Source organism: Bradyrhizobium sp. USDA 3364 (assembly GCF_054056355.1).
This window is the reverse complement of the sequence record NZ_JBSRYG010000002.1, coordinates 7,680,509-7,706,542: the sequence shown is the minus strand read 5'-3', so window position 1 is coordinate 7,706,542 and position 26,034 is coordinate 7,680,509. Positions and strand designations below refer to the sequence as shown.

Sequence of the window (26,034 nt, the reverse complement as noted above, 5' to 3'; positions counted from 1 at the left end):
CCGTTCCGGACTTATAAGTAGCCGCCGTCGGCTGCCGCCACGGAAATGAGCCACGCGATGAACGCGCCTTCCATCGAGATCCGCCGCCTGCTGCCTGCCGACGCTGCGCTCTATCGCGACATCCGGCTCGAGGCGCTGCGCTTGAGCCCCGAGGCGTTCGGCAGTGCCTATGAGACGGAGAGCGCGCACCCCGTCGAATGGTTTGCGGCACGGCTCGCGGGCGGCACCGTGATGCTTGGAGCGTTTCGGGGCGGCGGCCTTGCAGGCATTGTCGGCTTCATCGCGGAGCAGGGACCGAAGCGGCAGCACAAGGGCGCGCTGGTCGGGATGTATGTGCGGCAGCAGGCGCGGCGTGCCGGTGTCGGCCGCGTTCTGGTCGAAGCCGCGCTTGAACTTGCCGCGCAAACGGTCGAGCTGGTGCAGCTCATCGTCGTGAAAGGCAACGAGCCGGCCTTCAGGCTCTACCAGAGCATGGGCTTTGTCGCGTACGGGCTGGAGAAGCACGCGCTGAAGATCGACGGCCGCTACTATGACGACATCCTGATGGCGAAGGATCTGGTCGGGCGCGGCTGACTGCGCTGCCGTGACACAATTCCGGCGTGCCGTTGCGATAGCGCGTCGGCCTGCTGCCACCGCCCCGGGGAAACGCCATGCCGAAGCTCGATCTGACAAAGGTGCCGGAACGCAAGGGGACCGGCTATCCGGCTGAATTCGCGGCAGTGTGTGCCGAGCGGGTGCGGCAGCGTCTCGGCGATGCCGGCGGGCTCGCCGACTTCGGCGTCAACCTGATGCGGCTGCCGACCGGCAACTGGTCGAGCCAGCGCCACTGGCATTCGGACGAGGACGAGTTCGTCTATGTCCTCGCGGGCGAGGTGGTGCTGGTGGAGGACGGCGGCGAGACGCTGCTGCGCGCCGGCGATTGCGCGGCCTTCCCAAAGAATACCGGCAACGGGCATCACATGATCAACCGGTCGCAGATGACGGCGATCTATCTCGAGATCGGCTCGCGCTCGCGCGCCGATGTCATCACCTGCTCGGACATCGACATGATGAGCCCGAGCTCGGACGGCCGCTTCCTGCACAAGGACGGCAGGCCCTACGAGTAGAGTCCGGACCGCAGGCAGCCGCGCCGGCGCGAAATCGGCGTTGCGGATTGGCCGGCGAAGGACCAATGTTTCGGTAAGGGAGCTTTGGTCGCGTGCTATGACGGAATGGTATTTCATCTGGATTGACGGTCCACGCGGACCCGAGCCGCAGAAATGGTCGTCGGACGCGCTGTGGGGGCAGGTCGCACGTCAGGACATCATTGTCCGTTTTCCATTGAGCGACCGCGAGGCCACCTTGTCGCTCGACCAGCTGGCGCGGCTGCACCCGGTGCCGCAGTGAGCGGCTTCACACCACCAGCCGCCCCTCGCGATCCGCGACCGTGATCTGGGCTTCCGTCCCCGAATTGAAATCGAGCCGGTCGGCCTCGATGCCGTCGCTGAAGATCACGCCGTTCTCCGGCATCAGCGAGCGCACGCTGAGGCGCTCGGCGCGCGCGAGGCTGCCGCAGACCAGCGTGACTTGCGAGGTGCGGCTCGGAAACGGCTCGCGCACCGCAAAGCGCAGCGCGCCGGCGTCCCACGCCTGCGGCAGATAGGGCGGGCCGTCGCTGCCGCCGCCGAAGGCGCCGGCGATCGCGAGCGAACCGGTGACGATGCTCTTGAACCAGGCGGTCGAGCCGAGGCCGGTCGCGACGATCAGGCCGCTCGAGGACTGCCGTTCCTTCTGCCCGGCCAGCGCGATCTCGTAGACGGCAGACGTATGCGTGCGTGCGCCGATGAAGAGGTCGTTGACTGCATAGAGCACCTGGCTGTTGGTGAGCTCGGCTTTCGCCATCGTCACCGCCTTGTGGCCGCGCCTGTCGGAAGCGACCTCGCGCAGCAGGGCAGGGAGGTCGCGCGGCACGAAGGGCAAGAGGATGCCGTCATAACGCTTGGCATCGGGATTGAGCCCGATCAGCGGATGGCCGTCGAGATACTTCATCGTATTGGCGACGACGCCGTCCTGGCCGAGCGCCACCACGATGTCGGAGGGGCCGAAGATGAAGTTCGGCAGAAAGCTCCGATCGATGATCTGGTAGCGGCCCCATTGCTCCAGCGCTTGCACGGTGACGTGGCGCTCGACCTGGTAGACATCGTGCTCGCGCTGGTAGTCGGAGAAGTCGGCGCCGAGATGCTCGACATAGAAGCGCGCCTGCGCCGCCGTCAGGTATTTCGCGATCAATTCCTCGAGCCGCGTCTTGCGGGTGACGAGGACGATCTTGCGGTCATTGTCGGCGGGCACGGGGAGCCTCCACGGCGGCGGGCTTGTCCAAGAGCGTGTTGAGCAGGTCCGGCGAGACGTTGAGCTGGCCGATCTTCTCGGCCTTTTCGGCGATGCCGCTGAAGGCCTGCGCGATCAGTTGTCCCGGCTGCATGCCCGCAGACGCCAGCGCCTGGATCACGCGGGTGTCGACGCCCTCGAAGATCTTCATCAGCGCGCCGACCCGATAGGCCTCGGCGTCCGCGAGCGTGCGGGTGTTCTCGGCGTTGAGGCCGACGAAATCCTTGCGCTTGCTCTCCAGCGTGATGTCGGCGACCATGCCGGCCTCGCGCAGCTCGGCCTGCTTGGCCGCGACGCTCGCTTCGGCGTCCATCTGGGTCTCCCGGATCGAGCGCTTCTTCTGCTCGACCGCGATCTCGGTGTCGAGCTCGCTCTCGCGGATGGCGCGTTCCTGCTCCACGGCAAAGTTGCGCCGCGCGAAGATCGCTTCGTCCGCGCTCTTGAGGATCGCCTCGCGCGCCTCGGCCTCCAGCGCCTTGGCGGTGTCGGGCGTCGGCTTGACGCCGCGGATCGAGACGCCGAGGATTTCGAGGCCGAGGGAAGCGATATCGGCGCGACCGCGTAGCCCGCCCTCGATCAGGCCGGCAATGCAGTCGGAGGCCTGCAAGGCTTCCTTCAAGGTCAGCTCCTTCACCGCCTGCTGCGCCAGCACCTCGACGGTCGCCAGGATCCTCTGCGGCAGCTTTTCCGGGTCGTCGGACTCGTAGCTCTTGCCGTCCGCCTTGAGCGTGAAGTTCAGCATCGCGGCGGCCTTCTGCGGCTCGCTGATCCGGTAGGTGACATGGCCCTGGATGGTCAGCGCCTGAAAGTCGCGCGCGATCTGCTGGAAGATGAAGGCGGCATCGCGGCTGCCGATCGGGACCGCGACCCACGAGGTGACCGGGCCATAATAGAAGCCGGACAGGCCGGCGCCCTGCTTGGTCACCGCTCCGCCGCGGTATTTCATCAGATAGGTGGTCGGCTGGGCCTTGATGAAGCGAAGGCCAAACATGACGGTACTCCTTAATAAGTGTGTCTGAACAACTAAATTAGTTGGACTGTACAACTAAGTATGCTATTGTCAAGCCGGGGCGTGAGCAGGTTCACGCATCAGAGCGATTTCGAGCGAACTGGACACCGGTTCGCGTGAAGAAAACGCGTCATGACCAGAAGCCCTAAGGGAGCGGCGAGAGCATGCCCGAGAAACCTGAACTCGACTTTCCGCGGCCGCTGACGACGGTGGACGTCGTCATCTTCGCCATCAGGTCAGACGCGCTCCAGGTCCTGCTGGTTCAACGCCCGAGGACCGAAATCGAGCCGTTTCCAGGGGCTTGGGCGTTGCCCGGCGGCTTCGTCGACATCGCCGGTGACCGCGACCTCGAAGCCTGCGCGGCGCGCAAGCTGAAGGACAAGACCGGCGTGGTCAGTCCCTATCTCGAACAGCTCGGCAGCTGGGGCAGTGCCACGCGGGACCCGCGCGGCTGGTCTGCGACGCATGCCTACTTCGCATTGCTGCCCGAGCATGCCGCCGGCGGCGCGCTGGCCTCGGATGCGCAATGGTTCTCCGTCGAGGGCGAGAGGGTGCGGCCGAAGCTTGCCTTCGACCATGCCGAGATTTTGCAGGCGGCGGTGCAGCGACTGCGCAGCAAGGTCGAATACACCTCGCTGCCGGCCTATCTGATGCCGCCGGAATTCACGCTGCCGGAATTGCAGCGGACTTTTGAGATCGTGCTCGATCGTCCGCTGGAGAAGAGCGCGTTCCGCACCCGCATGCTTACCGCCGACCTGATCGAGCCGGTTGCCAGGATGCGCAAGGGGCCGAACCGGCCTGCGCAGCTCTACCGGTTGAAGAAGGCCAAGGCGCCGGTGTTCTTTGCGCGGACGTTCAACCCGCCGGGATGAGCGTCACTCCAACAGATCGAAGGCGGGCATCGCGACGTCGGAGCGGCTGCCGCCGCACTAGAATCGATCGCCGCCACGCGCGATGTCTCCTCCACCATAATAGAGTCGCGGGCGCCGCCGGCGTTAGCGGCAATTCCGAGTGAAACATATTGATACGGATTGCGCGGCGGGCTCGGGCGCGCCCTCGATTCGGAGGAGATCATTCTCGCCGCCTGCATCGATCCGGAAGAATTGTGCCGACGTTGCGCCACCCGAAACGGATGTGATGGCGTCGATCGCTGCGGTGCCGATCACCTGACGCAGTGCGGCATGTGCTGCGTCGCGCTGGCTTATCGAGAGCGCTCATGCACAAGAAGGCAGCATGGCCGCCATGCGTGCCGAAACTGCATTGATGCAGCGTTCTCGATGTATTGCTGGCAGCGCACGATGAAGCGTGAAACAATGCTGCAAAAATCACGTTGGGAGAGAACTTGATGCCGTTCGAGCGGGAGTTGCATTGCGCCGTTGCGTGCCGGACCGTTAAGTGCAGATCTTGGATCGCGTTGCCATTATTCTGCCTGATCGGCGCGTTCGGAGTGATGCACAACGCCGTCGCGAACGAATCCTTGCAGATCGTGGATGCGCGCGTACCGGCGGTCGACACAGCGGGCGGGGACCTTCCGTTGATGATGACGATCAGGAACGAGGCCGACAGCGCCGATGCGCTGCTCCGCGTCCGCTGCCCGGTCGCGAATTTTTCCGAACGTCACATCGTCGATCGCGGCGAAGGCGCGCCCGCGATGCGCTCGATATCCAATATACCAGTCCCGGCCAAGGGAACACTCGAACTCAAGCGCGACGGCTATCACGTCATGCTGCTGCAGTTGCGTCAGGCGCTCACGCCCGGCGAGACGTTCAAATGCGCGGTCGTTTTTCAGAAAGCTGGCACCATCGAGACGGAGGTACAGGTCCAGAAGTGACCCAAGACGAGTGACTAAGGAAGGCGGCGGATGGCACAGCCATGCGCCGGGACTCAAGGCTTCTCGCGAGACTGCCCGTATGTGACGGGCGGTTCGATCAATGAAGAATGCTAGATCCGGAGGAAATGCATCTATGACAAGGTTGAATTGGGTAAAATTCCATATGCTCGCGGCGGCAGTAGCATCCGCTGCGACCTTCGCTGGCTCGTTCGCGCTTGCGGACGATGTCAACCAGGACCGTCTGCTCAATGCTGACAAGGAAGCGGGCAACTGGTTGCACCATCACAAGAACTATTCGGCGACCCGCTTCTCGTCGCTGACCGACATCAACAAGGACAACGTCAAGAACCTCAAGGTCGCCTGGACCATGCATCTGGGCGGCGTCGAGGGCGGCGGCATCTGGGCGCATGGCGGCCTGGAGGGAACTCCGATCGTCGAGAACGGATTCATGTACGTCACCGACGGCTGGGGATCGGTCTACAAGATCGATGCACATGGCGGCAAAGGCGTGCTGGTCTGGAAGATGGATCCCAAGACCGACCACGACTGGGCCGGCGCGGTCGCCTGCTGCGGCGTCGACAACCGCGGCGTCGCGTTGTGGGGCAATCTCGTCGTCTCGCACACGCTCGACGGCCGCCTGATCGCGACCAACAAGGAGACCGGGCAGGTCGCCTGGCAGCGTCAGGTCGCCGATCCCGACAAGGGTGAGGTGATCACCGGCGCGCCGTTGATCGTCAAGGACATGGCGATCTCGGGCGTGGCGGGCGCCGAATACGGCATTCGCGGCTGGATCGCCGCGACCGACCTGAAGAGCCAGAAGGAAGTGTGGCGTACCCACACCATCCCGGGCAAGGACGAGCCGGGCCACGAGACCTGGAAGGACGACAAGAACGCCAAGGCGAGCGGCGGTGGATCGACCTGGGTCACCGGCAGCTTCGACCCCTCGACCAACACCATCGTCTGGGGCGTCGGCAATCCCGGTCCGGACTGGGACAACGAATATCGTCCCGGCGACAATCTCTACACCGATAGCTCGCTTGGTCTCGATGCCGACACCGGCAAGATCAAGTGGCACTACCAGCACACGCCGAACGACCCGTACGACTATGACAGCGTTGCGGAGAACGTGCTGGTCGACGTCCCCGGTCCGAACAACACGACGCTGAAGCTCGCGCTCGAAGCCGACCGCAACGGCTTTGCCTATGCGGTCGACCGCAACAGCGGCAAGTTCATCTGGGGGCTGCCCTTCGTCAAGAAGGTGACCTGGACCAAGGGGCTCGATCCCGAGTCCGGCAAGCCGGTGGAGTATGATCCGAAGCAGGGTGTGCAGAAGTACAACGCCTCGGTCACGCCGAGCCGCACCAACAAGGAAACGGACATCTGCCCCGGCAACATGGGCGGCAAGAACTGGCCGCCGACTGCGTACAATCCGAACCTGAAGCTCTGGTACATTCCGGTGATCGAGAGCTGCAACCATATCAAGGTCGAGGAGTCGCAGAAGGAGAAGCTGAAAGCACGTGAGTTCTGGACGGGCGGCGGACCGAGCCAGAACGTCAAGATCACCGGCAGCGTGACCGCGATCGATGTCACCACCGGCAAGGTGGCTGGGAAGGCGGAGACGCAATTCCCGAACCTCGGCGGCATCCTGGCGACGCCGGACCTCGTGTTCTCCGGACAGCCGTCCGGCGAGGTGATCGCCTATGACGCGAAATCGCTGCAGCAGCTCTGGCAGTTCAACACGGGCGGTGGCGTCAACGCGCCCCCGATGACGTTCTCGGTGGACGGCAAGCAGTATGTCGCGATCCTGGTCGGCCTCGGCGGTGCCTGGGACAAGTGGTTCATCGATGCCACGCCCGAGCTGAAGCGGATGCAGCCGGGCTCGATGCTCTACGTGTTCGCCCTTTGACGTCGCACGCGCGGGAGGCTTCGGTGAGGGGCCTCCCGCGCAATTCTTGGTTCAGAGAAACAAAAGCAAATGAAGCACAACTGGCTGGTTGGCGCGTGGCTCGGCTGCGCGCTCGTGACGGGATTTATCGGTACGGCGCAGGCGCAGTCGGCGAGCGATCCGACCGATGCGGGCAAGGCGGTGTTCAAGCGCGGCAATTGCGTCGGTTGCCACAAATGGCACGGCAATGGCGGCGGCGGCTATGGCGGCGACGCGCTGTCGCTGCGCAAGACCGAGCTGACGCGCGAGCAGATCATCGAGACCGTGACGTGCGGGCGGCCGGGCACCGGCATGCCGTTCTTCGTGCGCGGCTCCTACGACACCACGAAATGCTATGAGATGACCCGGCAGGACGTCGCGGAGCGCATGCCGCCCGAGGCCAATGTGTTCCTGCGGCCGAATGAGATCGAGTCCGTCGCCGATTACGTGCTCGCCCATGTCAAGGGCAAGGGTGAGCCGAACTATGACGAGTGCATCGCCTTCTTCGGCGACGGCTCGCGTGTCTGCAACATCTACAAGGAGGCCGGCCACGCCGCCGCGCCCTCCGACCAGAGCGAGAAGAAGCCATGAGCAAGCACAGATCGGCAATCCGTGGACTGGTTTTTGCCGCCACCGTCACGGCCGCCGTGCCGGCGATGGCGACGGCGGGCGACCTGCGCGACATCGATGTCGGAATGGAAATCAGCAAAGTCCCGGACGCCGGATACATCAACCTGACCTGCGCCGGAGAGAAGACCACCCACAGATTGGCTGACTGGGCGCAGTGGCCGAACTGCCCGGAAGGTCCGGACCGGCTGCGCGGCATCCGCTTTGAATATGATCGCGAGACCGCGCGGGAGGGCACCATGGTCGCCGGCCATCCGGCGATCCTGACCGTGATGATCGACAAGGACGCCAGGATCGCTGCGCTGACGATCGAGACCGACCCGAAGGCGCGGCTCTATCTGCGCAAGAAGGCGTTCCTGCTCGGCCTGCAGGCGAAGTCGCGCTATGGCGAGGACGGCTGGACCTGCTCGGAGGCGAAGCCAAGCGGCGGCAAGCAGGAAGTGGGCGGCGTCTTCGTCGACGAGAAGTGCAGCAAGACCACCGACGGCCGGACCGTCGAGATCGAGCGTCATCTCTACCGCGAGCCGAACAAGGAGCTCAAGGATTTCACCGACGAGAGCCGGATCACGATCCGCCGCGCCGGGTCGTGAAACCGTCTCCCTCATCCTGAGACACCGTGACGGTTCGCACTGTCGTCATTGCGAGGAGCGATAGCGGCGACGAAGCAATCCATTTCTCCGCTTGCGGAGCGATGGATTGCTTCGCTTCGCTCGCAATGACGTTGATGTAGCGGCTCATCCTGCGTAGCAGGCGTCTCAAAGGATGTAGGCCACGGACGAGCCTCATGGTTCGCCTGGTGATGCGAAGCATCGTACAGAGATGCGCGTTCCGCGCTCCTCACCATGAGGAGCTTGCGGCGCTGTGACGTAGGACTGGATCAGTGCCGCGCCAGCAGCACCACGATGACCAAAGTCAGGATCGCGCACAGCACTTTCCAGAAGGTCACGGGATCGCGGTCGTGCAGCGATTTGCGGGTGGTGACGGCGGGGCCGGCCCAGGTCGCGCCGTTCTCCAGCTCGTGCGCGAACTCGATGGCGTCGCCATAGCGTTGCGCGGGCTCGACGCTGAGCGCCTTGCCGATCACGGCATCGAGCCAGGCCGGCAGGTCCGGCCGGTAGCGTGATAGCGGTGCGGGCTTGCCGAAGCGCGGCCGCGAGAACGGCTCGATCTCGCCGAACGGATAGTTCGCGGTGAACATGCGGTAGACGGTGACGCCGAGCGCGAACAGGTCGGAGGCCTCATCGCCGGCCTTGCCGCCGAATAGCTCCGGCGCCATGTAGCTCGCGGTGCCCGGAATGTCCTCGGCGGGAAAATCCTCCAAGAGCGGCACGCGCGCGACGCCGAGGTCGACCAGCCGCAATCCGCCGTCCTTCAGGAGGATCACGTTGTCCGGCTTGATATCGCGATGGATGATGCCGGCGCGATGCAGCGCCGTGACCGCGCGCACCAGCTTGGTTGCGATCGCGATTCCCTCGGTGAGCGACAGCCGCGGCGCGCGGTTGAGCCGCTGCTCCAGCGTTTCGCCCTCGTAGAGCGGCATGGCCGAATAGAGCCTGGTCTGCCGCTCCGCCGGCACCTCGATGATCTCGCCGATCCACAGGCTGCGCACGCGCGCGGCAACCCAGGCCTCGCGGACGAAGGCGAGGCGGTAGGAGCCCTCGCTGGCGACCCGCGGATGCGGAAATTTCAGCACGACCTCGCGGCCGGCGCGCTCATCGACAGCCTTGAACAGGCGGCTGTAGCGTCCGTCCGACAGCACGTCGCCGAGCGCGAAATCGTCGACCGTGTCGCCGCTCTGCGGCAGGTCGAGGATCGGCAGCGTCGCGATCGCGTGCGTAAGATCGTCGCGATCCGCCGGGGGCAGGTCGACGACGTCGAGCACCAGCGCGGTCGTGTTGTCGCTGCTGCCGGCAGCCAGTGCGCCCTCGACGATGCTGCGCGCCGATTCGTCGGGCGGCGTGCGCTCTTCCAGCAATTGCTGAAGCCGGGAATCGCCGAGCGCGCCATGAACGCCGTCGCTGCAGATCAGGAGACGATCATGTTGCCGGAGTCCGACGGACGTATAGTCGAAGCGGGCGAACTCCTCGAAACCGATGGCGCGGCTCAGCATGTGGGCGAGGTCGCCGCGGCCGGCGATATGATCCTGCGTCAGGCGTTCCAGCCGACCGTCGCTCAGGCGGTAGGCGCGGGTGTCGCCGATATGAATCACATGACACTGCCGCCGCGACAGGATGATCGAGGAGAAAGCGCAGGCCATGCCGCTGCGCGCGGCATCGACGCGGCCCTGACCGTAGATCCAGCTGTTGGCGGCTTCCAGTGCCCGCGCGGCGCGGCGGCGTACGCCGAGAGTCTCGGGCAGCGAATAATAGGCGTCGATGAAGCTGCGGACCGCGACCTCCGCGGCCTCGCGTCCGCCCTTGTGGCCGCCGACGCCGTCGGCGACCGCGGCCACGACATCGCGGCGAAGCGTGCCCGGCTGGCCCAGACAGGCCGCGACATAATCCTCATTGGCGGCGCGCTTGCCGGTCTCGCTGGCGAAGCCTAAGCGAACGCCCAGATCCCTTTGCAGGTCCCGCTGCAAATGCCGTTGCGCGCCGTTCGCCACGTCCGAGCTATCCTCTCCCGAGGGAGCGGGCCGTCAGACGCGCGCTCCCGACACCGCGCCCCAGGTGGTGCGCCAGCGGACCTTGACCATGGCAAGTCCGATGAAGCCAAGCAACGCCAGCGCGCCGAAGAACAGGAAGCCGGCGCCGAAGCCGCCGGTCATGCCCTTGGCATAGCCGAGCGTCTGGGCGAGGAAGAAGCCGCCGATGCCGCCGGCGCAGCCGACCAGCCCGGTCATCAGGCCGATCTCGTGGCGGAAGCGCAGCGGGATCAGCTGGAACACCGCGCCGTTGCCCATGCCGAGCGCCAGCACGCCGATCGAGAACAGCAGCACCGAGACCCACGCGATGTGCGGCAGCTCAGTCAGCGCCCAGCCGCCCGGCGTCGCCGCCGCCGGTCCTTCGGGCATGAAGGCGATCACGACATAGGCGGCGACGACGACGCCGAACAGGATCGAGAGCGAACGGATGCCGCCGATGCGATCGGCGATCATGCCGCCGACCGGGCGGAATCCCGAGCCGAATGCCACGATCAGCGCGACCAGCATGCCGGCCGCGACGCCCGAGACATGATACTGCACCGTGAAATAGAGCGGCAGCGCGTTGGCGAGGCCGACGAAGCCGCCGAAGGTGATGAAGTAGAAGAACATGAACCATCGGCTGTCGGAATCCCTCAGCAGCGCGCCGTAGGCTTTCAGCGAAATCGGCTTGCGCTCGCCCGGTGCGTCCTTGGCCGCGAACGCATAATAGGCAAGCACCATCAGCATCGGAATCAGCAGGCATCCGAACACGGCCTGCCAGCCCCAATGCTCGGCAATCGTGGGCGCCAGCAGCGTGTCGAGCACGACGCCCATATTGCCGGCACCGGCGATGCCCATCACCACGCCCTGATATTGCGGCGGGTACCAGCGGCTCGCTTGGGGCAGGGCGACCGCGAACGAAGCGCCGCCGACACCGAGCGCCAGCCCGAACAGTTCGATCGCGAGCTTGCTGGTCAGTCCGAAATGCCACACCGCCGCGGTTGCCGCGATCACGACGAGCTGGGCGATGATGCCGGTGCGCTTGGCGCCGATGAGGTCGGCGAGAATGCCCATCGGCACGCGCAACAGCGCGCCTGCGAGCACGGGAATGGCGACCAGGGTGAACTTCTCGTTCACGGCCAGGTTCATGTCGCGCGCGATGTAGACGATCAGCGGCCCGAGCGCGACCCACGCCATGAAGCTGATGTCGAAGTAGAGGAACGCGGCAAGCAGTGTCGGCCAGTGACCTGCCTTCTTGAACTCGGCTAGCTTCATCGCAAGCGTCTCGCGTTGATGCGACGGAGGCAGCCGCTGAAGTGCGACGATCTCGGGCGCAGATAAATCGAATGTGGGTGAATGTGTGAGCGCGCTCGTCGTTGAGACGCACTCCGACAAGAAGTCAGGTCAGCAATTTGCGTGCCATCGAATCGATCGCGTCGCTTTGCCTTGCAGTCGCAAGACGTTGCCGCGAGATCGCGAGCCGTGTTCGGCGATCGGAATTGGCGTGGCTTGCAGCAGGCGGCGGCGCGCAAACGCGCACGCTGATGCTTTCTTGTGCGATGCGCCATCAGCGCGCGGTTACGCGTCGACAGCGGGTTCGCGATCGTCGTCGCGGCAGTTGATGCTGTGCTGCACAAGAGATCATCGGCGTGGCTAAAAAATCGGCCAGCCGTCTCGGTGGCGCGTCATCGGGCTGATTCGATGTCGCCGGAAACTGATTGATTTTGCTGACAGATTCGTTCGCGCCGAGTTGGCACGCGTTTTGAATATCAAGTCGTTAACGGAACATCGATCGTCATTGAGGACGGTCTGCGCCCGCGGCTGGGCTTCCTACAAATCCAAACCTTATCGGTGTCGATCAACGACGCGTGTCGCGTCGCTGGGCAGCGCCGTCGGAATTGAAAGGCAGACCATGCTCGACAAGGTGATCAAGCAGAAGCTCGTCGTGATCGGCAACGGAATGGCCGGCATCCGGACGGTCGAGGCGCTGCTGGAGCGCGCGCCCGATCTCTACGACATCACGGTGTTCGGCTCCGAGCCCTACGGCAATTACAATCGCATCCTGCTGTCGCCGGTGCTGGCCGGCGAGAAGACCGTCGACGACATCATGCTCAACACCGTCGACTGGTACGACGACAACAACATCACCCTGCGCAAGGGCGAGACGATCGCCATGATCGATCGCCGGACTTGCGAGGTGGTCACCGAGGCCGGCGATCGCGTTCCCTACGACCGCTTGCTGATCGCGACCGGCTCGAACCCGATCATGCTGCCGCTGCCGGGCAAGGAGCTGCCGGGCGTGATCGGCTTCCGCGACATCTATGACGTCGATCGCATGATCAAGGCCTCGACCGACTACCGCAATGCCGTCGTGATCGGCGGCGGCCTGCTCGGTCTCGAAGCGGCCAACGGGCTGATGAAGCGCGGCATGAATGTCACCGTCGTGCATCTGCTCGACACCCTGATGGAGCGTCAGCTCGATCCGGTGGCCGGCGGATTGCTGCGCAAGTCGCTGGAAGAGCGCGGCATGGTGTTCAAGATGCCGGCGCAGACCCAGGCCATCCTGGGCGAGGACCGCGTCACCGGCGTGCGTTTCGGCGACGGCACCGAGCTGCCGGCCGACTTGGTGGTGATGGCGGTCGGCATCCGCCCCAACTTCGAGCTCGCCAAGAAGGCCGGGCTCTACTGCGAGCGGGGCATCGTCGTCTCCGACACCATGCAGACCTATGACGGCCGCATCTACGCGGTCGGCGAATGCGTACAGCACCGCCGCCAGACCTATGGTCTCGTCGCGCCGCTGTTCGACCAGGCCAAGGTCTGCGCCAACCACCTCGCGATGAAGGGCTTTGCCACCTATGACGGCTCAGTCACCTCGACCAAGCTGAAGGTCACCGGCATCGACCTGTTCTCGGCCGGCGACTTCGCGCCGGGGCCGGACAAGGAGGAGATCGTGCTGCAGGACGCCAATCGCGGCGTCTACAAGCGCATCATCCTGAAGGACAAGAAGATCGTCGGCGCCGTGCTCTACGGCGACACCATCGACGGCCCCTGGTACTTCCAGCATCTGCGCGACGGCACCGACGTCTCGCATATGCGCGAGCGCCTGGTGTTCGGCGCTGCCAATCTCGGCGATGGCGGCGTCAGCGGCCAGAGCTCGGTTGCCGCGATGAGCGACGAGACCGAGATCTGCGGCTGCAACGGCGTCTGCAAGGGCGCGATCGTCAAGGCGATCAGCGAGAAGAAGCTGTTCACGCTCGACGACGTCCGCGCCCATACCAAGGCGTCGTCGTCCTGCGGCTCGTGCACCGGCCTGGTCGAGCAGGTGCTGGCGTTCACGCTCGGCGGCGACTATTCGGCGGCGCCGAAGGTCAAGCCGCTGTGCAAGTGCACCGATCACAGCCACGACGACGTCCGCCGCGTCATCGTCGAGCAGCAGCTCAAGACCATTCCGGCGGTGATGCGCTTCATGGAGTGGAAGACGCTCAACGGCTGCCATTCCTGCCGTCCGGCGCTGAACTACTATCTGCTCGCGACCTGGCCCGGCGAATATCGCGACGACCAGCAGTCGCGCTTCATCAATGAGCGCGTCCACGCCAACATCCAGAAGGACGGCACCTATTCGGTGGTGCCACGGATGTGGGGCGGCGTCACCACGCCGAGCGAGCTGCGCGCCATCGCCGATGTTGCCGAGAAGTTCAACATCCCGACGGTGAAGGTCACCGGCGGCCAGCGCATCGACCTGCTCGGCGTCAAGAAGGAGGACCTGCCGGCGGTGTGGGCCGATCTCAACGACGCCGGCATGGTGTCGGGCCATGCCTACGCCAAGGGCCTGCGCACGGTGAAGACCTGCGTCGGTTCCGAATGGTGCCGCTTCGGCACCCAGGATTCCACCGGCCTCGGCGTCAAGCTCGAGAAGTTCATGTGGGGCTCCTGGACGCCGGCCAAGGTCAAGCTCGGCGTCTCCGGCTGCCCGCGCAACTGCGCGGAGGCGACCTGCAAGGACGTCGGCGTGGTCTGCGTCGATTCCGGCTACGAGATTCATTTCGCCGGCGCCGCCGGCCTGCACATCAAGGGCACCGAGTTCCTGACCAAGGTCGAGACCGAGGACGAGACGCTCGAGGTGATCGTGGCGCTGACCCAGCTCTATCGCGAGGAGGGCTGGTATCTCGAGCGCATGTACAAATGGTGCGACCGCGTCGGTCTCGAGCAGATCAGGAAGCGGGTGGTCGATGACATCGCGAACCGCAAGGCGCTGTTCGCCCGCTTTGCCTATTCGCAGCAGTTCGCGCAGACCGACCCGTGGGCCGAGCGCGCCAGCCGCGGCGTCGACCGCAACGAGTTCGCGCCTCTCGCCGAATTGGAGCTCGCATGACCCAGTGGATCGAGATCGGCGCATTGACCGACATTCCGCGGCTCGGCTCGCGCGTGGTGCGCACGCCCGGCGGCAACATCGCGGTGTTCCGCACCGAGAGCGACGAGGTGTTCGCGCTCGACGACCGCTGCCCGCACAAGGGCGGGCCGCTGTCGCAGGGCATCGTGCACAACAAGCGCGTGACTTGTCCGCTGCATAATTTCGTCATCGAGCTTGCGAGCGGGCAGGCGGTCGCGCCCGACGAAGGCTGCACGCATACCCATCCGGCCAAGGTCGAGAACGGCGTTGTCTGGCTGTCGGTACGGCAGGCGGCTGCGGTGAGCTGAGCGGTCAGGCAATGCCCGTCAAGACCACGTGTCCCTATTGCGGTGTCGGCTGTGGCGTCATCGCGTCGAAGGACGCGGCGGGCGCGGTCCGGGTCGAAGGCGACAAGCAGCATCCGGCCAATTTCGGCCGGCTGTGCAGCAAGGGCTCGGCGCTCGCCGAGACCATCGATCTCGACGGACGTCTGCTCGAACCTGTCGTCGATGGTGCGCCGGCCACGTGGGACGACGCGCTCGGTCGCGTTGCCGACGGCTTTAATCGGATTATCAGGGAGCACGGGCCCGATGCGGTCGCGTTCTATGTCTCCGGCCAGCTCCTGACCGAGGACTATTACGTCATCAACAAGCTCGCCAAGGGCTTTGTCGGCACCGCCAACATCGACACCAATTCGCGGCTGTGCATGGCCTCCAGCGTCGCCGGGCACAAGCGCGCGTTCGGCAGCGATACCGTGCCGGGCTGCTACGAGGATCTCGAGCAGGCGGACCTTCTGGTGCTGGTCGGCTCCAACGCCGCCTGGTGTCATCCGATCCTGCACCAGCGCATGCTGGCGGCAAAGGAGAAGAACCCGGCGTGCAAGATCGTGGTGATCGATCCGCGCCGCACCGCGACCTGCGAGGGCGCCGATCTGCATCTTCCGCTGCGCTCGGGCAGCGACAGCGTGCTGTTCAACGGGCTGTTCGCATTCCTCGCCGGCAGCAACGCGGTCGACCGTGCCTTTGTCGGCAATTGCACGACGGGGGTCGTCGACGCGCTCAAGCAGGTGGGCGGCCAGACCGTGGCGCAGACCGCGGCAACCTGCGGCCTGACCGAAGGCGCGGTCGGACTGTTCTTCGACTGGTTCACCCGGACCGAGCGCGTCGTCACGCTGTATTCGCAAGGCATCAACCAGTCGTCGAGCGGCGTCGACAAGGTCAACGCCATCATCAATTGCCATCTCCTGACCGGACGCATCGGCCGTCCCGGCATGGGGCCGTTCTCGCTGACCGGCCAGCCCAACGCGATGGGCGGCCGCGAGGTCGGCGGGCTTGCCAACCAGCTTGCCGCGCATATGGAGATCGAGAATCCCGCGCATCGCGAGCTGGTGCAGCGGTTCTGGCGCGCGCCTGTGATCGCGGAGAAAAGCGGGTTGAAGGCGGTCGACATGTTCGACGCCATCGCTGACGGCCGCATCAAGGCGGTGTGGATCATCTCGACCAATCCGGTGGTGAGCCTGCCCGATGCCGACCGCGCGCGGGCCGCGCTCGAGGCCTGCGAGCTCGTCGTGGTGACGGATTGCATGCGCGACACCGACACCACGCGCCATGCCGACGTGCTGCTGCCGGCGCTGGCCTGGGGCGAGAAGGACGGCACCGTCACCAATTCCGAGCGCCGGATCTCGCGGCAGCGGCCGTTCCTGTCAGCGCCGGGCGAGGCGCGCGCCGACTGGCGCATCATCTGCGACGTCGCCACCCGGATGGGATATGCCGGCTTCGACTATACCTCGGCGGCCGAGGTGTTCCGCGAGCACGCCGAACTGTCGGGCTTTGAAAATCGTGGCCAGCGCGATTTCGACATCTCGGCGCTGGCTGCGCTAGACGACGGCGCCTATGACGCGCTGGCGCCGGTGCAGTGGCCGGTGACGTCAGAGCATCCGGCCGGCACGCCGCGGATGTTCGAGAGCCAGACATTCTTCACGCCCGACCGCAAGGCGCGCTTCGTGCCGGTCGCGCCGCGCGCGGCGCGCCACGCCACCAGCCGGGACTATCCGCTGGTGCTCAACACCGGCCGCGTCCGCGATCAGTGGCACACCATGACGCGGACCGGGAAGACCGGGCGGCTGCTGTCGCATGTCTTCGAGCCCTATGCCGAATTCCACCCCGAGGACGCGCGGCAGGCCGGCCTGCAAAACGAGGGACTGGCGCGGCTGACGAGCAACTGGGGCGAGATGATCGCGCGCGTCGTGGTCAGCGCCGACCAGCGTCGCGGCTGCGTGTTCGTGCCGATGCACTGGAACGAGGAGTTCGCCGGCGAGGGGCGCGTCAACGCGCTGGTCAATCCGGTGGTCGATCCGCTGTCCGGCCAGCCGGAATCCAAGCACACGCCGGTCAAGGCCGATCCCTACGCGCCGAAATGGCACGCCTTTGTCCTGAGCCGCGACGCGATCAAGCGGCCGGCAAGCGGCTATTGGGTTTACGGCAAGGCCGGCGATTGCATGCGGCTCGAACTCGCGCTCGACGTCCGCCCGGAGAGCTGGCGCGACTGGGCGCGGGCGCAGCTCGGCCTCGACGGCGTCGAGATCGAATGGATCGCCTACCGCGATCCGGCCGCCGGACGCTTCCGTTACGCGGCGGTGCGCGACGGCCGGCTCGCGGGCTGCGTGTTCATCGCGCCCGACCACACCCTGCCGTCGCGGGCCTGGCTGACCGGGCTGTTCGCCGAACAGCAATTGTCGGCCAATGCGCGGATGGCGCTGCTGGCAGGGCGGCCGTTCGGCGCGGGCGAGGACATCGGCCCGATCGTCTGCTCCTGCTTCAGCATCGGCCAGCATCAGATCACCGCCGAGATCAAAAAGGGCGCCGCCAGCATTGAGGCGATCGGCCGCTGCCTGAAGGCCGGCACCAATTGCGGTGGCTGCAAGCCCGAGATCGGCAAGCTGATCGGCGCCACCGCGCAGCCGCGGCAGGCGGCGATCGCGTCCTGACTCTCGAACGAGTCAGCAACCTCTGCAGATGCTCTTCAGCTTGCTGTTGAGCAGGCGGTCCTCCTCGTCGGAGGCTGCCTTGGCATAGGCGTCGTCGCCGTGGCGCTTGTCGGAAGCAAAGCCGCCGTGGACTGCGCCGCCGGCGTGCATGCCGTGACTGTGCCCGCCGCCGTGGCCGTGGCCGCCGCCGCGTGCATCCGCCGGCGGCATTGCGGCCGCAAGCAGGGTGAGCAGCAGCCCGGCCGTCGTGAACGTCCGCATGGTTTCCTCCTCGTCGCGTCAGAATAGCGTGGGCGCCGAGACAAATCGGTGTCGGCCGTCTTCACAATTTCGCGTGGCGGCAAGCGGCCCGATTCTGGTGACCGGTTCCCCCCGGCGGTCACCGGCGCGCCGCACATAGGCCGTCCGGGGATGGCTTCATGCCGACAATGCAGTGCTCACGGCACCAAAATGGTGTATCGGCAGGCTCTGGCGTGTCCAGGACACGGGCAAGACACCCGTCCCGCGCCGGACAATCAAGATTTGCAAAATATCGGAGGAAGGTTCATGTCGGCTCTGCCACTCTCGGGCATCAAGATCCTCGATTTGACGCGGGTGCTCGCGGGCCCGCTGTCGGCCCAGATGCTGGCGGATCTCGGCGCCGAGGTGATCAAGATCGAGCGGCCCGGCGGCGGCGACGATGCGCGCGCCTTTGGCCCGCCCTACCTTCCCGATCCCGAAGGCAAGGCGAACAACAACAACTCGTTCTACCTCTGCGCCAACCGCAACAAGAAGTCGGTCACCGTCAATATCGCCAAGCCCGAGGGGCAGGAGATCATCCGCGAGCTCGCCAAGTCGGCCGACGTGATGATGGAGAACTACAAGGTCGGCGACCTCAAGCGCTACGGCCTCGATTACGAGACCATCAAGAAGATCAACCCCGGCATCATCTATTGCTCGGTGACCGGTTTCGGCCAGACCGGACCTTACGCGCCGCGCGCCGGTTATGACGCGATCCTGCAGGCAATGGGCGGCCTGATGAGCGTCACCGGCCATATCGACGGCGAGCCCGGCGAGGGCCCGATGAAGGTCGGCCCCTCGATTGTCGACTACATGACCGGCATGAACACCTCGATCGGCATCCTCTCCGCGCTCTACCATCGCGATGCCAACAACGGGGAAGGGCAGCATATCGACGTCTGCCTGTTCGACACCGTGATCGCCTCGCTGTCGCACTGGCTGCAGATCTACCTCGTCAACGGCAAGATGCCGCCGCGCCGCGGCACCTGGGGCAATGGCGGCATGCCGGCCGGCGTGTTCCGCTGCACCGACGGCGAATTGATGCTGGTGGTCGGCAATGACGGCCAGTTCCAGCGCACCTGCGCGGTGCTCGGCGAGCCCGAGCTCGCCAACGACAAGCGCTTCGTCAAGAACAACGACCGCGTGGTGCACGGCAAGGAGATCATGGCGATCTTCGCCGGGCTGTTCCTGAAGCATCCAGTCGCCTACTGGCTGGAGAAGCTTGAGGAGGCCGGCGTGCCGTCCGGCCCGATCAACAATTTCGAGCAGGTGTTCAGCGATCCGCACGTGCAGTCGCGCGGCATGCGGGTCAAGGTCGATCACCCCTTCGAGCCGAACCTGTCGCTGATCCGCAACGCGCTGACCTTCTCGGGCACGCCGATCACCGAGTACCGCGCCCCGCCGCTGTTAGGGGCCGACACCAAGGATGTGCTGGCGAGCATCGGCTATGACGACGCCAAGGTCGAAGGGCTGAAGGCGCAGGGGATTCTGTAGACGCGCTCGACCCGGACAGGAGAGGGCGGCACGAGTCCAACCCCACGTCATTGCGAGCGAAGCGAAGCAATCCATCGCCCCGCATATGCGGAGGCATGGATTGCTTCGTCGCTATCGCTCCTCGCAATGACAAGGCGAACACACTTCGATCCATGTCGAATCATCATTGACACCAGCCCGCTAGATTGGCGCCATCGATCCCTCATCGAAGGTGCCAATCATGAAACGGGAAGTGGTCCGCGTCGAACCGATCTCGAGCTGGCTGGAGCGCTGGAAGGCGCCGGCGTCCGCAGTCACCCGCGCCGGCAACATGGTGTTCGTCTCCGGCCTGCCGCCGTTCGATCCCGCAACTGGCGAGATCGCTACCGGCGCCCCGATCGAGCAGCAAAGCGAATTGGTCATGGAGCAGTTGAAGCGGTGCTTGGAGGCCGCCGGCGCCTCGTTCGACAACGTGATGAAGTGCAACATCTTCTGCACCTCGGCAAAACACTTCGCGACCTTCAATACGATCTACCGGAAATACTTCGCGGATGACCTGCCGGCGCGGATCTTCGTCTGCATCCCGGAATGGACTGGCCCGTTCGACATCGAGATCGACTGCATCGCGATGGTGTAAGGGCAGGGCCCTTCACAAATCCTGGCGCGTCAGCCGGCCGTGCACCAGGACCGGCCGCGCGGCCGGCTTGTTCGGCACATCGCCCATCGTCAGCGCCATCACCGAGACCGTGACCACGCGATCGATGATGGCGCGGACGTCGTCGAGGTCGCACTTGCCTTCCGACAGCCGCAGCAGGCGTTCCTTCTCGCGGATGGTGTGGTGCGCCATCGCGAGCGCGAAGTGCAGGCCCCAATACAGTTCGGTGTCGTCCCGGCCGGGCATCGCGCGGCGCATCGCGGCGGCGAATTTGCGCAGATGGTCGACTTCGCGGTTCTTGATGCGGCGGATCGGCGGCACGGATTCGATCGAGGCGCGGATCATGAAGCGCGCCGCGGTCGAGCCCTCGCGGTCGGGTCCGAGGCAGCCGCGCAGAGTGGGGCCGACGAGGGCGCGCATGATGTCTTCGATCGCGGCGCGTCCGCCGCCTTTTTCTTCCGCCGCCCGCAATTCATTGAGACGCTCGCGGTTGGTCTGGATGCTGCGGGTGACGAACAGCTCCGCGATCAATTCGTCCTTGGAGCCGAAATGATAATTCACCGCGGCGAGGTTGACGTTCGCCTCCGCGACGATGTCGCGCAGCGTGACGTCGCCGAAGCCGCGGTCGGCATAGAGCCGCTCGGCGGCGGCGAGAATGGCGGATCGGGTCTGGTCGCTGGCCATGGCTTCGAACCTCCGGTCATTCCGGGGCGATGCGCAGCATCGAACCCGGAATCTCGCGCCACAACTCCTGGATTTCGGGTTCGGCGCTGACGTGCCGCCCCGGAATGACGACGACGCCCGGGAGTTGCTTTTCAAACATTTGTATGAAACTATCGTTTGAAGAGCCGGAAATGTCAATCCGCTGATCGCGGGCGGCGTTCTGGCACACCACCGCCGCCTGTCCCGCGAACGCCCTTGCGAGCCGCGGAGGCGGGGTCAACAATGTTGTCCAAACGGCCAAGGCCCTGAAGGCAAGGTCCAGAAGGCAAAGGCCCAAGTCTAGGAAACGAGGAGCGTCCCATGGATTTCACGATGTCGCCGAAGCAGAAGGAGTGGCTGGAGCGCGTTCAGGCTTTCATGAAAACGCATGTCCGCCCGGCGGTGCCGATCTACGAGAAGCAGGACGCCGAAGGCCCGCGCTGGAAGGTGATCCCGGTCCTCGAGGACCTGAAGAAGAAGGCGAAGGCCGAAGGCCTCTGGAACATGTTCATGCCGCCGTCCTCGCATGAGGACGACGAATTCCACGGCGCGGGATTGACCAACCTCGAATACGCGCTGCTGTCGGAAGAGATGGGCCACATCTCCTGGGCGTCGGAAGTATTCAACTGCTCCGCTCCCGATACCGGCAACATGGAAGTGTTCATCCGCTACGGCACCAAGGAGCAGAAGCGCAAATGGCTGCGCCCGCTGATGGACGGTGAGATCCGCTCCGCCTTCCTGATGACCGAGCCTGCGGTCGCGTCGTCCGACGCCACCAACATCGAGACGCGGATCGAGAAGGACGGCGATCACTACGTCATCAACGGCCGCAAATGGTGGTCGTCGGGCGTCGGCGATCCCCGCTGCAAGATCGCGATCCTGATGGGCAAGACCGACTTCAACGCCGCCAAGCATCAGCAGCAGTCGCAGATCCTGGTGCCGCTCGACACCCCCGGCATCAAGGTCGAGAAGATGCTGCCGGTGTTCGGCTTCGACGATGCACCGCACGGCCACGCCCAGGTGCTGCTCGAGAACGTCCGCGTGCCGAAGGAAAACATCCTGCTCGGCGAGGGCCGCGGCTTCGAGATCGCGCAGGGCCGTCTCGGCCCGGGCCGCATCCATCACTGCATGCGCACCATCGGCCAGGCCGAGGAAGCGCTGGAGAAGATGGTGAAGCGGCTCGCCTCGCGCACCGCGTTCGGCAAGAAGATCATCGAGCACTCGGTCTGGGAGCAGCGCATCGGCGAGGCCCGCACCGACATCGAGATGAATCGCCTGCTGTGCCTCAAGGCCGCCGACATGATGGACAAGGTCGGCAACAAGACCGCGCAGGCCGAGATCGCGATGATCAAGGTCGCAGCGCCCAACATGGCGCTGAAGATCATCGACCAGGCGATCCAGGCGTTTGGCGGCGGTGGTGTTTCCGACGACGCCGGGCTCGCCAAGGCCTATGCCCACATCCGCACGCTGCGCCTGGCCGACGGTCCGGACGAGGTGCACAATCGCGCCATTGCCAGGCTTGAACTTCGGAAGTATGCAAACACGTCGCACTGAGCATGATGCGGAACGCATGGCGTTCCCGCGTACATCGTGCTCAGAATGAAAAAGAGAAATGGGAGCGCCGGGCGGCGCTCCCGACAAAACTGAGTTGAGGGAGCGTCATCGTGGCGGACGGCGTCAGGAAAGACGAGGAATTTTCCGGGACAAGGGAAGTCGAGGAGCGCCATCGTATCAACGAGGCCAATCTCGCCGCCTGGATGAAGGAACACGTCGAGGGCTATCAGGGCCCGCTCAAGGTCCTGCAGTTCAAGGGCGGCCAGTCCAATCCGACCTACAAGCTCGAGACCCCCGGCCGCAATTACGTGATGCGCCGCCGTCCGTTCGGTAAATTGTTGCCGTCGGCCCATGCGGTGGATCGCGAGTTCCGCGTGATCGCGGCGCTCGGCAAGCAGAATTTCCCGGTCGCAAAAGCCTACGCGCTGTGCACCGACGACGCGGTGATCGGCTCGGCCTTCTACATCATGTCGATGGAGGAGGGGCGGGTGTTCTGGGATCCGACGCTGCCGAGCCAGGAGCCGGACGCGCGGCGGAAAATCTTCACCAGCAAGATCGAGACGCTGGCCAAGCTGCACATCCTCGATCCCGAAACAATCGGCCTCGGCGATTTCGGCAAGCCCGGCAACTATTTTGCGCGCCAGGTCGACCGCTGGACCAAGCAGTATCGCGCGTCCGAGACGCAGCACATTCCCGAATTCGAGAAGCTCGCCGAGTGGCTGCCGAAGACGGTGCCGGAGCAGAGGCGCGTCTCGGTCGTGCATGGCGACTATCGCCTCGACAACATGATCTTCCACGCCACCGAGCCGCGGGTGCAGGCGGTGCTCGACTGGGAATTGTCGACGCTCGGCGATCCCATGGCCGACTTCACCTATCTGTTGATGCAGTGGACCATGCCGGGCCTCGCCAACGCCGACCTCAAGGCGTTGAACATTCCGAGCCAGGACGAGGCCGCACAGATCTACTGCAACGTCACCGGCATGGCTGTGCCGGACCTGAACTGGTACTTCTCCTACAATCTGTTCCGCCTCGCCGGCATCACGCAGGGCATTGCGGGCCGGGTCCGCGACGGCACCGCCGCGAACGCCAAGGCCCTCGAGTCGGCCGCGCGCACCGTGCCGCTGTCGAAGGCGTCATGGGAATACGCGCAGAAGGCCGGCGCGATCTGACACGAAACGCGGCGCGATCCTCATGGTTCGCGCCGCTTCCGCGAGGTGCGGCATGTTTCCGCATTGTAGCCATCTGTGACTTGAGTTCGCAGCGCCGCTTTGGCAAGTCAGTCCAGTCAACGCTCGCGCCCTGGTCCTGATCGGACACTTTCATTTTGCCCCTTTCCTCGAATCTTCGCGGTAGCCTGTTCATGGCTGCGGCCATGGCCAGCTTCACGGTCAACGATACCATCACCAAGGCGGTGTCGGCGGAACTCAATATCGGGGAGGTCCTGCTGGTTCGCGGCCTGGTCGCGATCGTGCTGGTCGCGGCACTCGCGTGGTACCGCGATGCGCTGCGCAGTTTCAGCGCTCTCCTGATCTGGCCGGTCGGACTGCGCGTCGTCGGCGAGATCGGCGGCACACTGACTTATCTCTCAGCGATCTCGCAGATCCCGCTCGCCAACGCGTCGGCGATCTTCCAGGCGCTGCCGCTGGTCATCACGCTCGGTGCGGCGCTGGTGTTCGGCGAGCCGGTCGGCTGGCGGCGCTGGCTTGCGATCGCGGCCGGCTTCATCGGCGTGCTGGTCATCGTCCGGCCCGGCGCGGAAGGATTTAGCCAGGCCGCGCTGTTGGCGCTGGCGTCGGTCGGCTTCTGCGCGGTCCGCGACCTCGCAACCCGCCGCATCCCGAAGCACTTGCCGACCGTGTTCATCACGCTGCTCACGACCGTGACGGTGACGACGGCCGGCGCTGCCGTACTGGTCCCGCTCGGCGGCTGGAAGGCGCCGTCCGGCCATGCGCTCGGCCTGCTCGCATTCGCCGCCGTGCTGATCCTGATCGGCTATCAATGTATCATCGTGTCGCTCCGCACCGGCGACATCTCGGCGGTGGCGCCGTTCCGCTACACCGCGCTGCCATGGGCGATGCTGACCGGCTATCTCGCCTTCGGCCACAAGCCCGACGGCCCAATGCTCGCCGGCGCCGCAATCATCGTGGCGTCAGGTCTCTACGCCTTCTACCGCGAGCGCAAGCGCGACAAGCTCCGCCCGGCGGCGACGGGTCCCGGCCTGCCGCCGGACGGGTTGTAACGCATAACGGTCCGCAGGATAGGTGGAGCCAACGGGTCCGCGCAAGGCGCGGCCCGATGATAAACTCCGCGATACCCATCGATCCGAGTCCGCGGCCCGATGATGGGTTTCGCTTCGCTCTACCCATCCTTGCTACGCAACCATTTGCGGCATCACTTCGCGCAATGCGCGATCAGCCGTGCGACGAAATCTCCGCACGCCTCGAGCTGCGACATCTCGACGAACTCATCCGGCGTGTGCGCCTGCGCGATCGCGCCGGGGCCGACCACGACCGAGGGCACGTCCGCCATGCTGACGAACAGCCCAGCCTCGGTGCCGAAGGCGACCTTGGCGTGATCGTTGCGGCCGGCGAGCTGCTTGGCCAGCGTGACGACTGGATCGTCTGCCGCCGTATCGAGCGCGGGGTAGTCGAGGATCTCCTCGAAATCGATGCCGCAGTTCGCGTCGCGTTCGCGCATCCTGGGCTCGATCTCGGCCTTTGCCCAGGCGATGATCGCGTCCGTCACTTGCCTGGACTCGGTGATCCCGATGCCGCGGCATTCGAACTCCACGGTGCAATGGTCGGGCACGATGTTCAGCGCCGCGCCGCCATGCACGATGCTGGTGAGCAGCGTGGAATGCGGCACGTCGTAGAGACTGTCGCGCTCGCGTTTCGCCGCGAGCTGTTCGGCGCGGCAGCGGATTTCCGTGATAAGCTCGGCCGCATATTCGATCGCGTTCACCCCGTCGGGCGCGATCGAGGAGTGGCGCGCGAGCCCGCGGAACGTGGCGCGCACACCGTGCTTGCCCTTGTGGCCGGTGATCACCTGCATCTGGGTCGGCTCGCCGACGAAGCAGCCGAGCGGCTTCACCGGCTTGCGCGCGACCTCGCGCAGCATCGGCCGCACGCCGACGCAACCGATCTCCTCGTCATAGGAGATCGCGAGATTGATCGGCGTCTTGAGACCGGCTGCGAGCATCTCGGGAACCATCGCGAGGCAGACCGCGACGAAGCCCTTCATGTCGGTGGTGCCGCGGCCATAGAGCCGGCCGTCGCGCTCGACGAGTTCGAACGGGTTGTGGGTCCAGTTCTGTCCGGCGACCGGCACGACATCCGTATGCCCCGACAGCACGAGCCCGGCTCTGTCCTCGGGGCCGACCGTGACCCACAACGAGGCCTTCTGTCCGGTATCATCGACGATGCGCTGTGCGCCGACGCCGAGCGAGGCGAGATAGCGCTCGATGTAGTCGATCAGGGGCAGGTTGCTGCGGTCGCTGACGGTATCGAAGGCGACGAGGTCGGCCAGAAGTCTGCGGATGCGGTCGGGACGTGGGCTTTGCATGGATAGGGTCACTGGTGGGTATGGATCCCTGAACCATAACAATGAAAGCATGA

At 65.2% G+C, this 26,034-nt stretch carries 24 protein-coding genes; 16 read left to right on the top strand and 8 right to left on the bottom strand.

Features of this window, described 5'->3' with window-relative positions:
• Positions 1-57: 57 nt before the first annotated feature.
• From ACVILL_RS36330 to ACVILL_RS36320, 3 genes are all read left to right on the top strand, one after another.
• Positions 58-573: an N-acetyltransferase family protein gene (locus ACVILL_RS36330; RefSeq protein WP_456733424.1), complete on the top strand. Its 516-nt coding sequence runs from the start codon at positions 58-60 to the stop codon at positions 571-573.
• Between the two features lie 77 nt (positions 574-650).
• The gene (locus ACVILL_RS36325) at positions 651-1,106 is read left to right on the top strand and encodes a cupin domain-containing protein (RefSeq protein ID WP_456733423.1); all 456 of its coding nucleotides are present in this window, start codon (positions 651-653) and stop codon (positions 1,104-1,106) included.
• A 97-nt stretch (positions 1,107-1,203) separates the two neighbouring features.
• Positions 1,204-1,386 (top strand): hypothetical protein, encoded by a 183-nt coding sequence (locus ACVILL_RS36320; protein ID WP_076858305.1) that lies wholly within the window; start codon positions 1,204-1,206, stop codon positions 1,384-1,386.
• Between the two features lie 6 nt (positions 1,387-1,392).
• On the opposite strand, the gene ACVILL_RS36315 is transcribed toward ACVILL_RS36320, so the two are convergent.
• Both ACVILL_RS36315 and ACVILL_RS36310 read right to left on the bottom strand, forming a co-directional pair.
• The gene (locus ACVILL_RS36315; protein WP_456733422.1) at positions 1,393-2,328 is read right to left on the bottom strand and encodes a sugar kinase; all 936 of its coding nucleotides are present in this window, start codon (positions 2,326-2,328) and stop codon (positions 1,393-1,395) included.
• Positions 2,312-3,358 carry an SPFH domain-containing protein gene (locus ACVILL_RS36310; protein WP_456733421.1) on the bottom strand — a complete coding sequence of 349 codons (1,047 nt, stop codon included), beginning with the start codon at positions 3,356-3,358 and terminating at the stop codon, positions 2,312-2,314. The genes ACVILL_RS36315 and ACVILL_RS36310 overlap by 17 nt, the downstream gene beginning before the upstream one ends.
• A 182-nt stretch (positions 3,359-3,540) precedes the next feature.
• On the opposite strand from ACVILL_RS36310, the gene ACVILL_RS36305 reads away from it, so the two are divergent.
• From ACVILL_RS36305 to ACVILL_RS36285, 5 genes are all read left to right on the top strand, one after another.
• Entirely contained in the window at positions 3,541-4,248 is a 708-nt protein-coding gene (locus ACVILL_RS36305) for an NUDIX hydrolase (RefSeq protein WP_456733420.1), read from the top strand.
• 473 nt (positions 4,249-4,721) lie between these two features.
• Positions 4,722-5,207, top strand: coding sequence for a copper chaperone PCu(A)C (locus ACVILL_RS36300; protein WP_456733419.1), 486 nt, complete (start codon positions 4,722-4,724; stop codon positions 5,205-5,207).
• Between the two features lie 133 nt (positions 5,208-5,340).
• Positions 5,341-7,113, top strand: coding sequence for a PQQ-dependent dehydrogenase, methanol/ethanol family (locus ACVILL_RS36295; RefSeq protein WP_456733418.1), 1,773 nt, complete (start codon positions 5,341-5,343; stop codon positions 7,111-7,113).
• 69 nt (positions 7,114-7,182) lie between these two features.
• On the top strand, positions 7,183-7,722 hold the full coding sequence (locus tag ACVILL_RS36290) for a c-type cytochrome (protein ID WP_456733417.1): 540 nt from the start codon (positions 7,183-7,185) through the stop codon (positions 7,720-7,722).
• Entirely contained in the window at positions 7,719-8,348 is a 630-nt protein-coding gene (locus ACVILL_RS36285; RefSeq protein WP_456733416.1) for a hypothetical protein, read from the top strand. The genes ACVILL_RS36290 and ACVILL_RS36285 overlap by 4 nt, the downstream gene beginning before the upstream one ends.
• Before the next feature lie 287 nt (positions 8,349-8,635).
• On the opposite strand, the gene ACVILL_RS36280 is transcribed toward ACVILL_RS36285, so the two are convergent.
• Positions 8,636-10,363 carry a protein kinase domain-containing protein gene (locus ACVILL_RS36280; RefSeq protein WP_456733415.1) on the bottom strand — a complete coding sequence of 576 codons (1,728 nt, stop codon included), beginning with the start codon at positions 10,361-10,363 and terminating at the stop codon, positions 8,636-8,638.
• Positions 10,364-10,396: 33 nt separating this feature from the next.
• Positions 10,397-11,656 (bottom strand): MFS transporter, encoded by a 1,260-nt coding sequence (locus ACVILL_RS36275; RefSeq protein ID WP_456733414.1) that lies wholly within the window; start codon positions 11,654-11,656, stop codon positions 10,397-10,399.
• A gap of 652 nt (positions 11,657-12,308) precedes the next feature.
• Here ACVILL_RS36275 and nirB point away from each other — a divergent pair.
• The 3 genes from nirB to ACVILL_RS36260 are packed head-to-tail and all read left to right on the top strand — an operon-like array spanning position 12,309 to position 17,757.
• Positions 12,309-14,753, top strand: coding sequence for a nitrite reductase large subunit NirB (nirB, locus tag ACVILL_RS36270; protein WP_456734442.1), 2,445 nt, complete (start codon positions 12,309-12,311; stop codon positions 14,751-14,753).
• Positions 14,750-15,079, top strand: coding sequence for a nitrite reductase small subunit NirD (nirD, locus tag ACVILL_RS36265; protein WP_028335429.1), 330 nt, complete (start codon positions 14,750-14,752; stop codon positions 15,077-15,079). Before nirB ends, nirD begins: the two co-directional genes overlap by 4 nt.
• A gap of 11 nt (positions 15,080-15,090) precedes the next feature.
• A complete protein-coding gene (locus tag ACVILL_RS36260) occupies positions 15,091-17,757 on the top strand; it encodes a nitrate reductase (RefSeq protein WP_456733413.1) in 2,667 nt (888 codons plus the stop codon).
• A gap of 12 nt (positions 17,758-17,769) precedes the next feature.
• Here the strand turns inward: ACVILL_RS36260 and ACVILL_RS36255 are convergent, their stop codons facing one another.
• Positions 17,770-18,018 (bottom strand): hypothetical protein, encoded by a 249-nt coding sequence (locus tag ACVILL_RS36255; RefSeq protein ID WP_456733412.1) that lies wholly within the window; start codon positions 18,016-18,018, stop codon positions 17,770-17,772.
• Between the two features lie 285 nt (positions 18,019-18,303).
• Between ACVILL_RS36255 and ACVILL_RS36250 the strand changes: the two genes are divergently transcribed.
• A complete protein-coding gene (locus tag ACVILL_RS36250; protein WP_456733411.1) occupies positions 18,304-19,530 on the top strand; it encodes a CaiB/BaiF CoA transferase family protein in 1,227 nt (408 codons plus the stop codon).
• A gap of 220 nt (positions 19,531-19,750) precedes the next feature.
• A complete protein-coding gene (locus ACVILL_RS36245; protein WP_456733410.1) occupies positions 19,751-20,146 on the top strand; it encodes a RidA family protein in 396 nt (131 codons plus the stop codon).
• 12 nt (positions 20,147-20,158) lie between these two features.
• On the opposite strand, the gene ACVILL_RS36240 is transcribed toward ACVILL_RS36245, so the two are convergent.
• Complete coding sequence (locus ACVILL_RS36240; RefSeq protein WP_456733409.1) at positions 20,159-20,848, bottom strand: TetR/AcrR family transcriptional regulator; 690 nt, start codon at positions 20,846-20,848, stop codon at positions 20,159-20,161.
• A 16-nt stretch (positions 20,849-20,864) separates the two neighbouring features.
• Complete coding sequence (locus tag ACVILL_RS36235) at positions 20,865-21,107, bottom strand: hypothetical protein (protein ID WP_456733408.1); 243 nt, start codon at positions 21,105-21,107, stop codon at positions 20,865-20,867.
• An 80-nt stretch (positions 21,108-21,187) separates the two neighbouring features.
• On the opposite strand from ACVILL_RS36235, the gene ACVILL_RS36230 reads away from it, so the two are divergent.
• From ACVILL_RS36230 to ACVILL_RS36220, 3 genes are all read left to right on the top strand, one after another.
• Complete coding sequence (locus ACVILL_RS36230; RefSeq protein WP_456733407.1) at positions 21,188-22,420, top strand: acyl-CoA dehydrogenase family protein; 1,233 nt, start codon at positions 21,188-21,190, stop codon at positions 22,418-22,420.
• A 110-nt stretch (positions 22,421-22,530) separates the two neighbouring features.
• Entirely contained in the window at positions 22,531-23,589 is a 1,059-nt protein-coding gene (locus ACVILL_RS36225) for a phosphotransferase family protein (protein ID WP_456733406.1), read from the top strand.
• 155 nt (positions 23,590-23,744) lie between these two features.
• Complete coding sequence (locus tag ACVILL_RS36220; protein WP_456733405.1) at positions 23,745-24,659, top strand: DMT family transporter; 915 nt, start codon at positions 23,745-23,747, stop codon at positions 24,657-24,659.
• Positions 24,660-24,811: 152 nt separating this feature from the next.
• On the opposite strand, the gene argE is transcribed toward ACVILL_RS36220, so the two are convergent.
• Positions 24,812-25,981, bottom strand: coding sequence for an acetylornithine deacetylase (gene argE / locus ACVILL_RS36215; RefSeq protein WP_456733404.1), 1,170 nt, complete (start codon positions 25,979-25,981; stop codon positions 24,812-24,814).
• Positions 25,982-26,034: the final 53 nt, after the last annotated feature.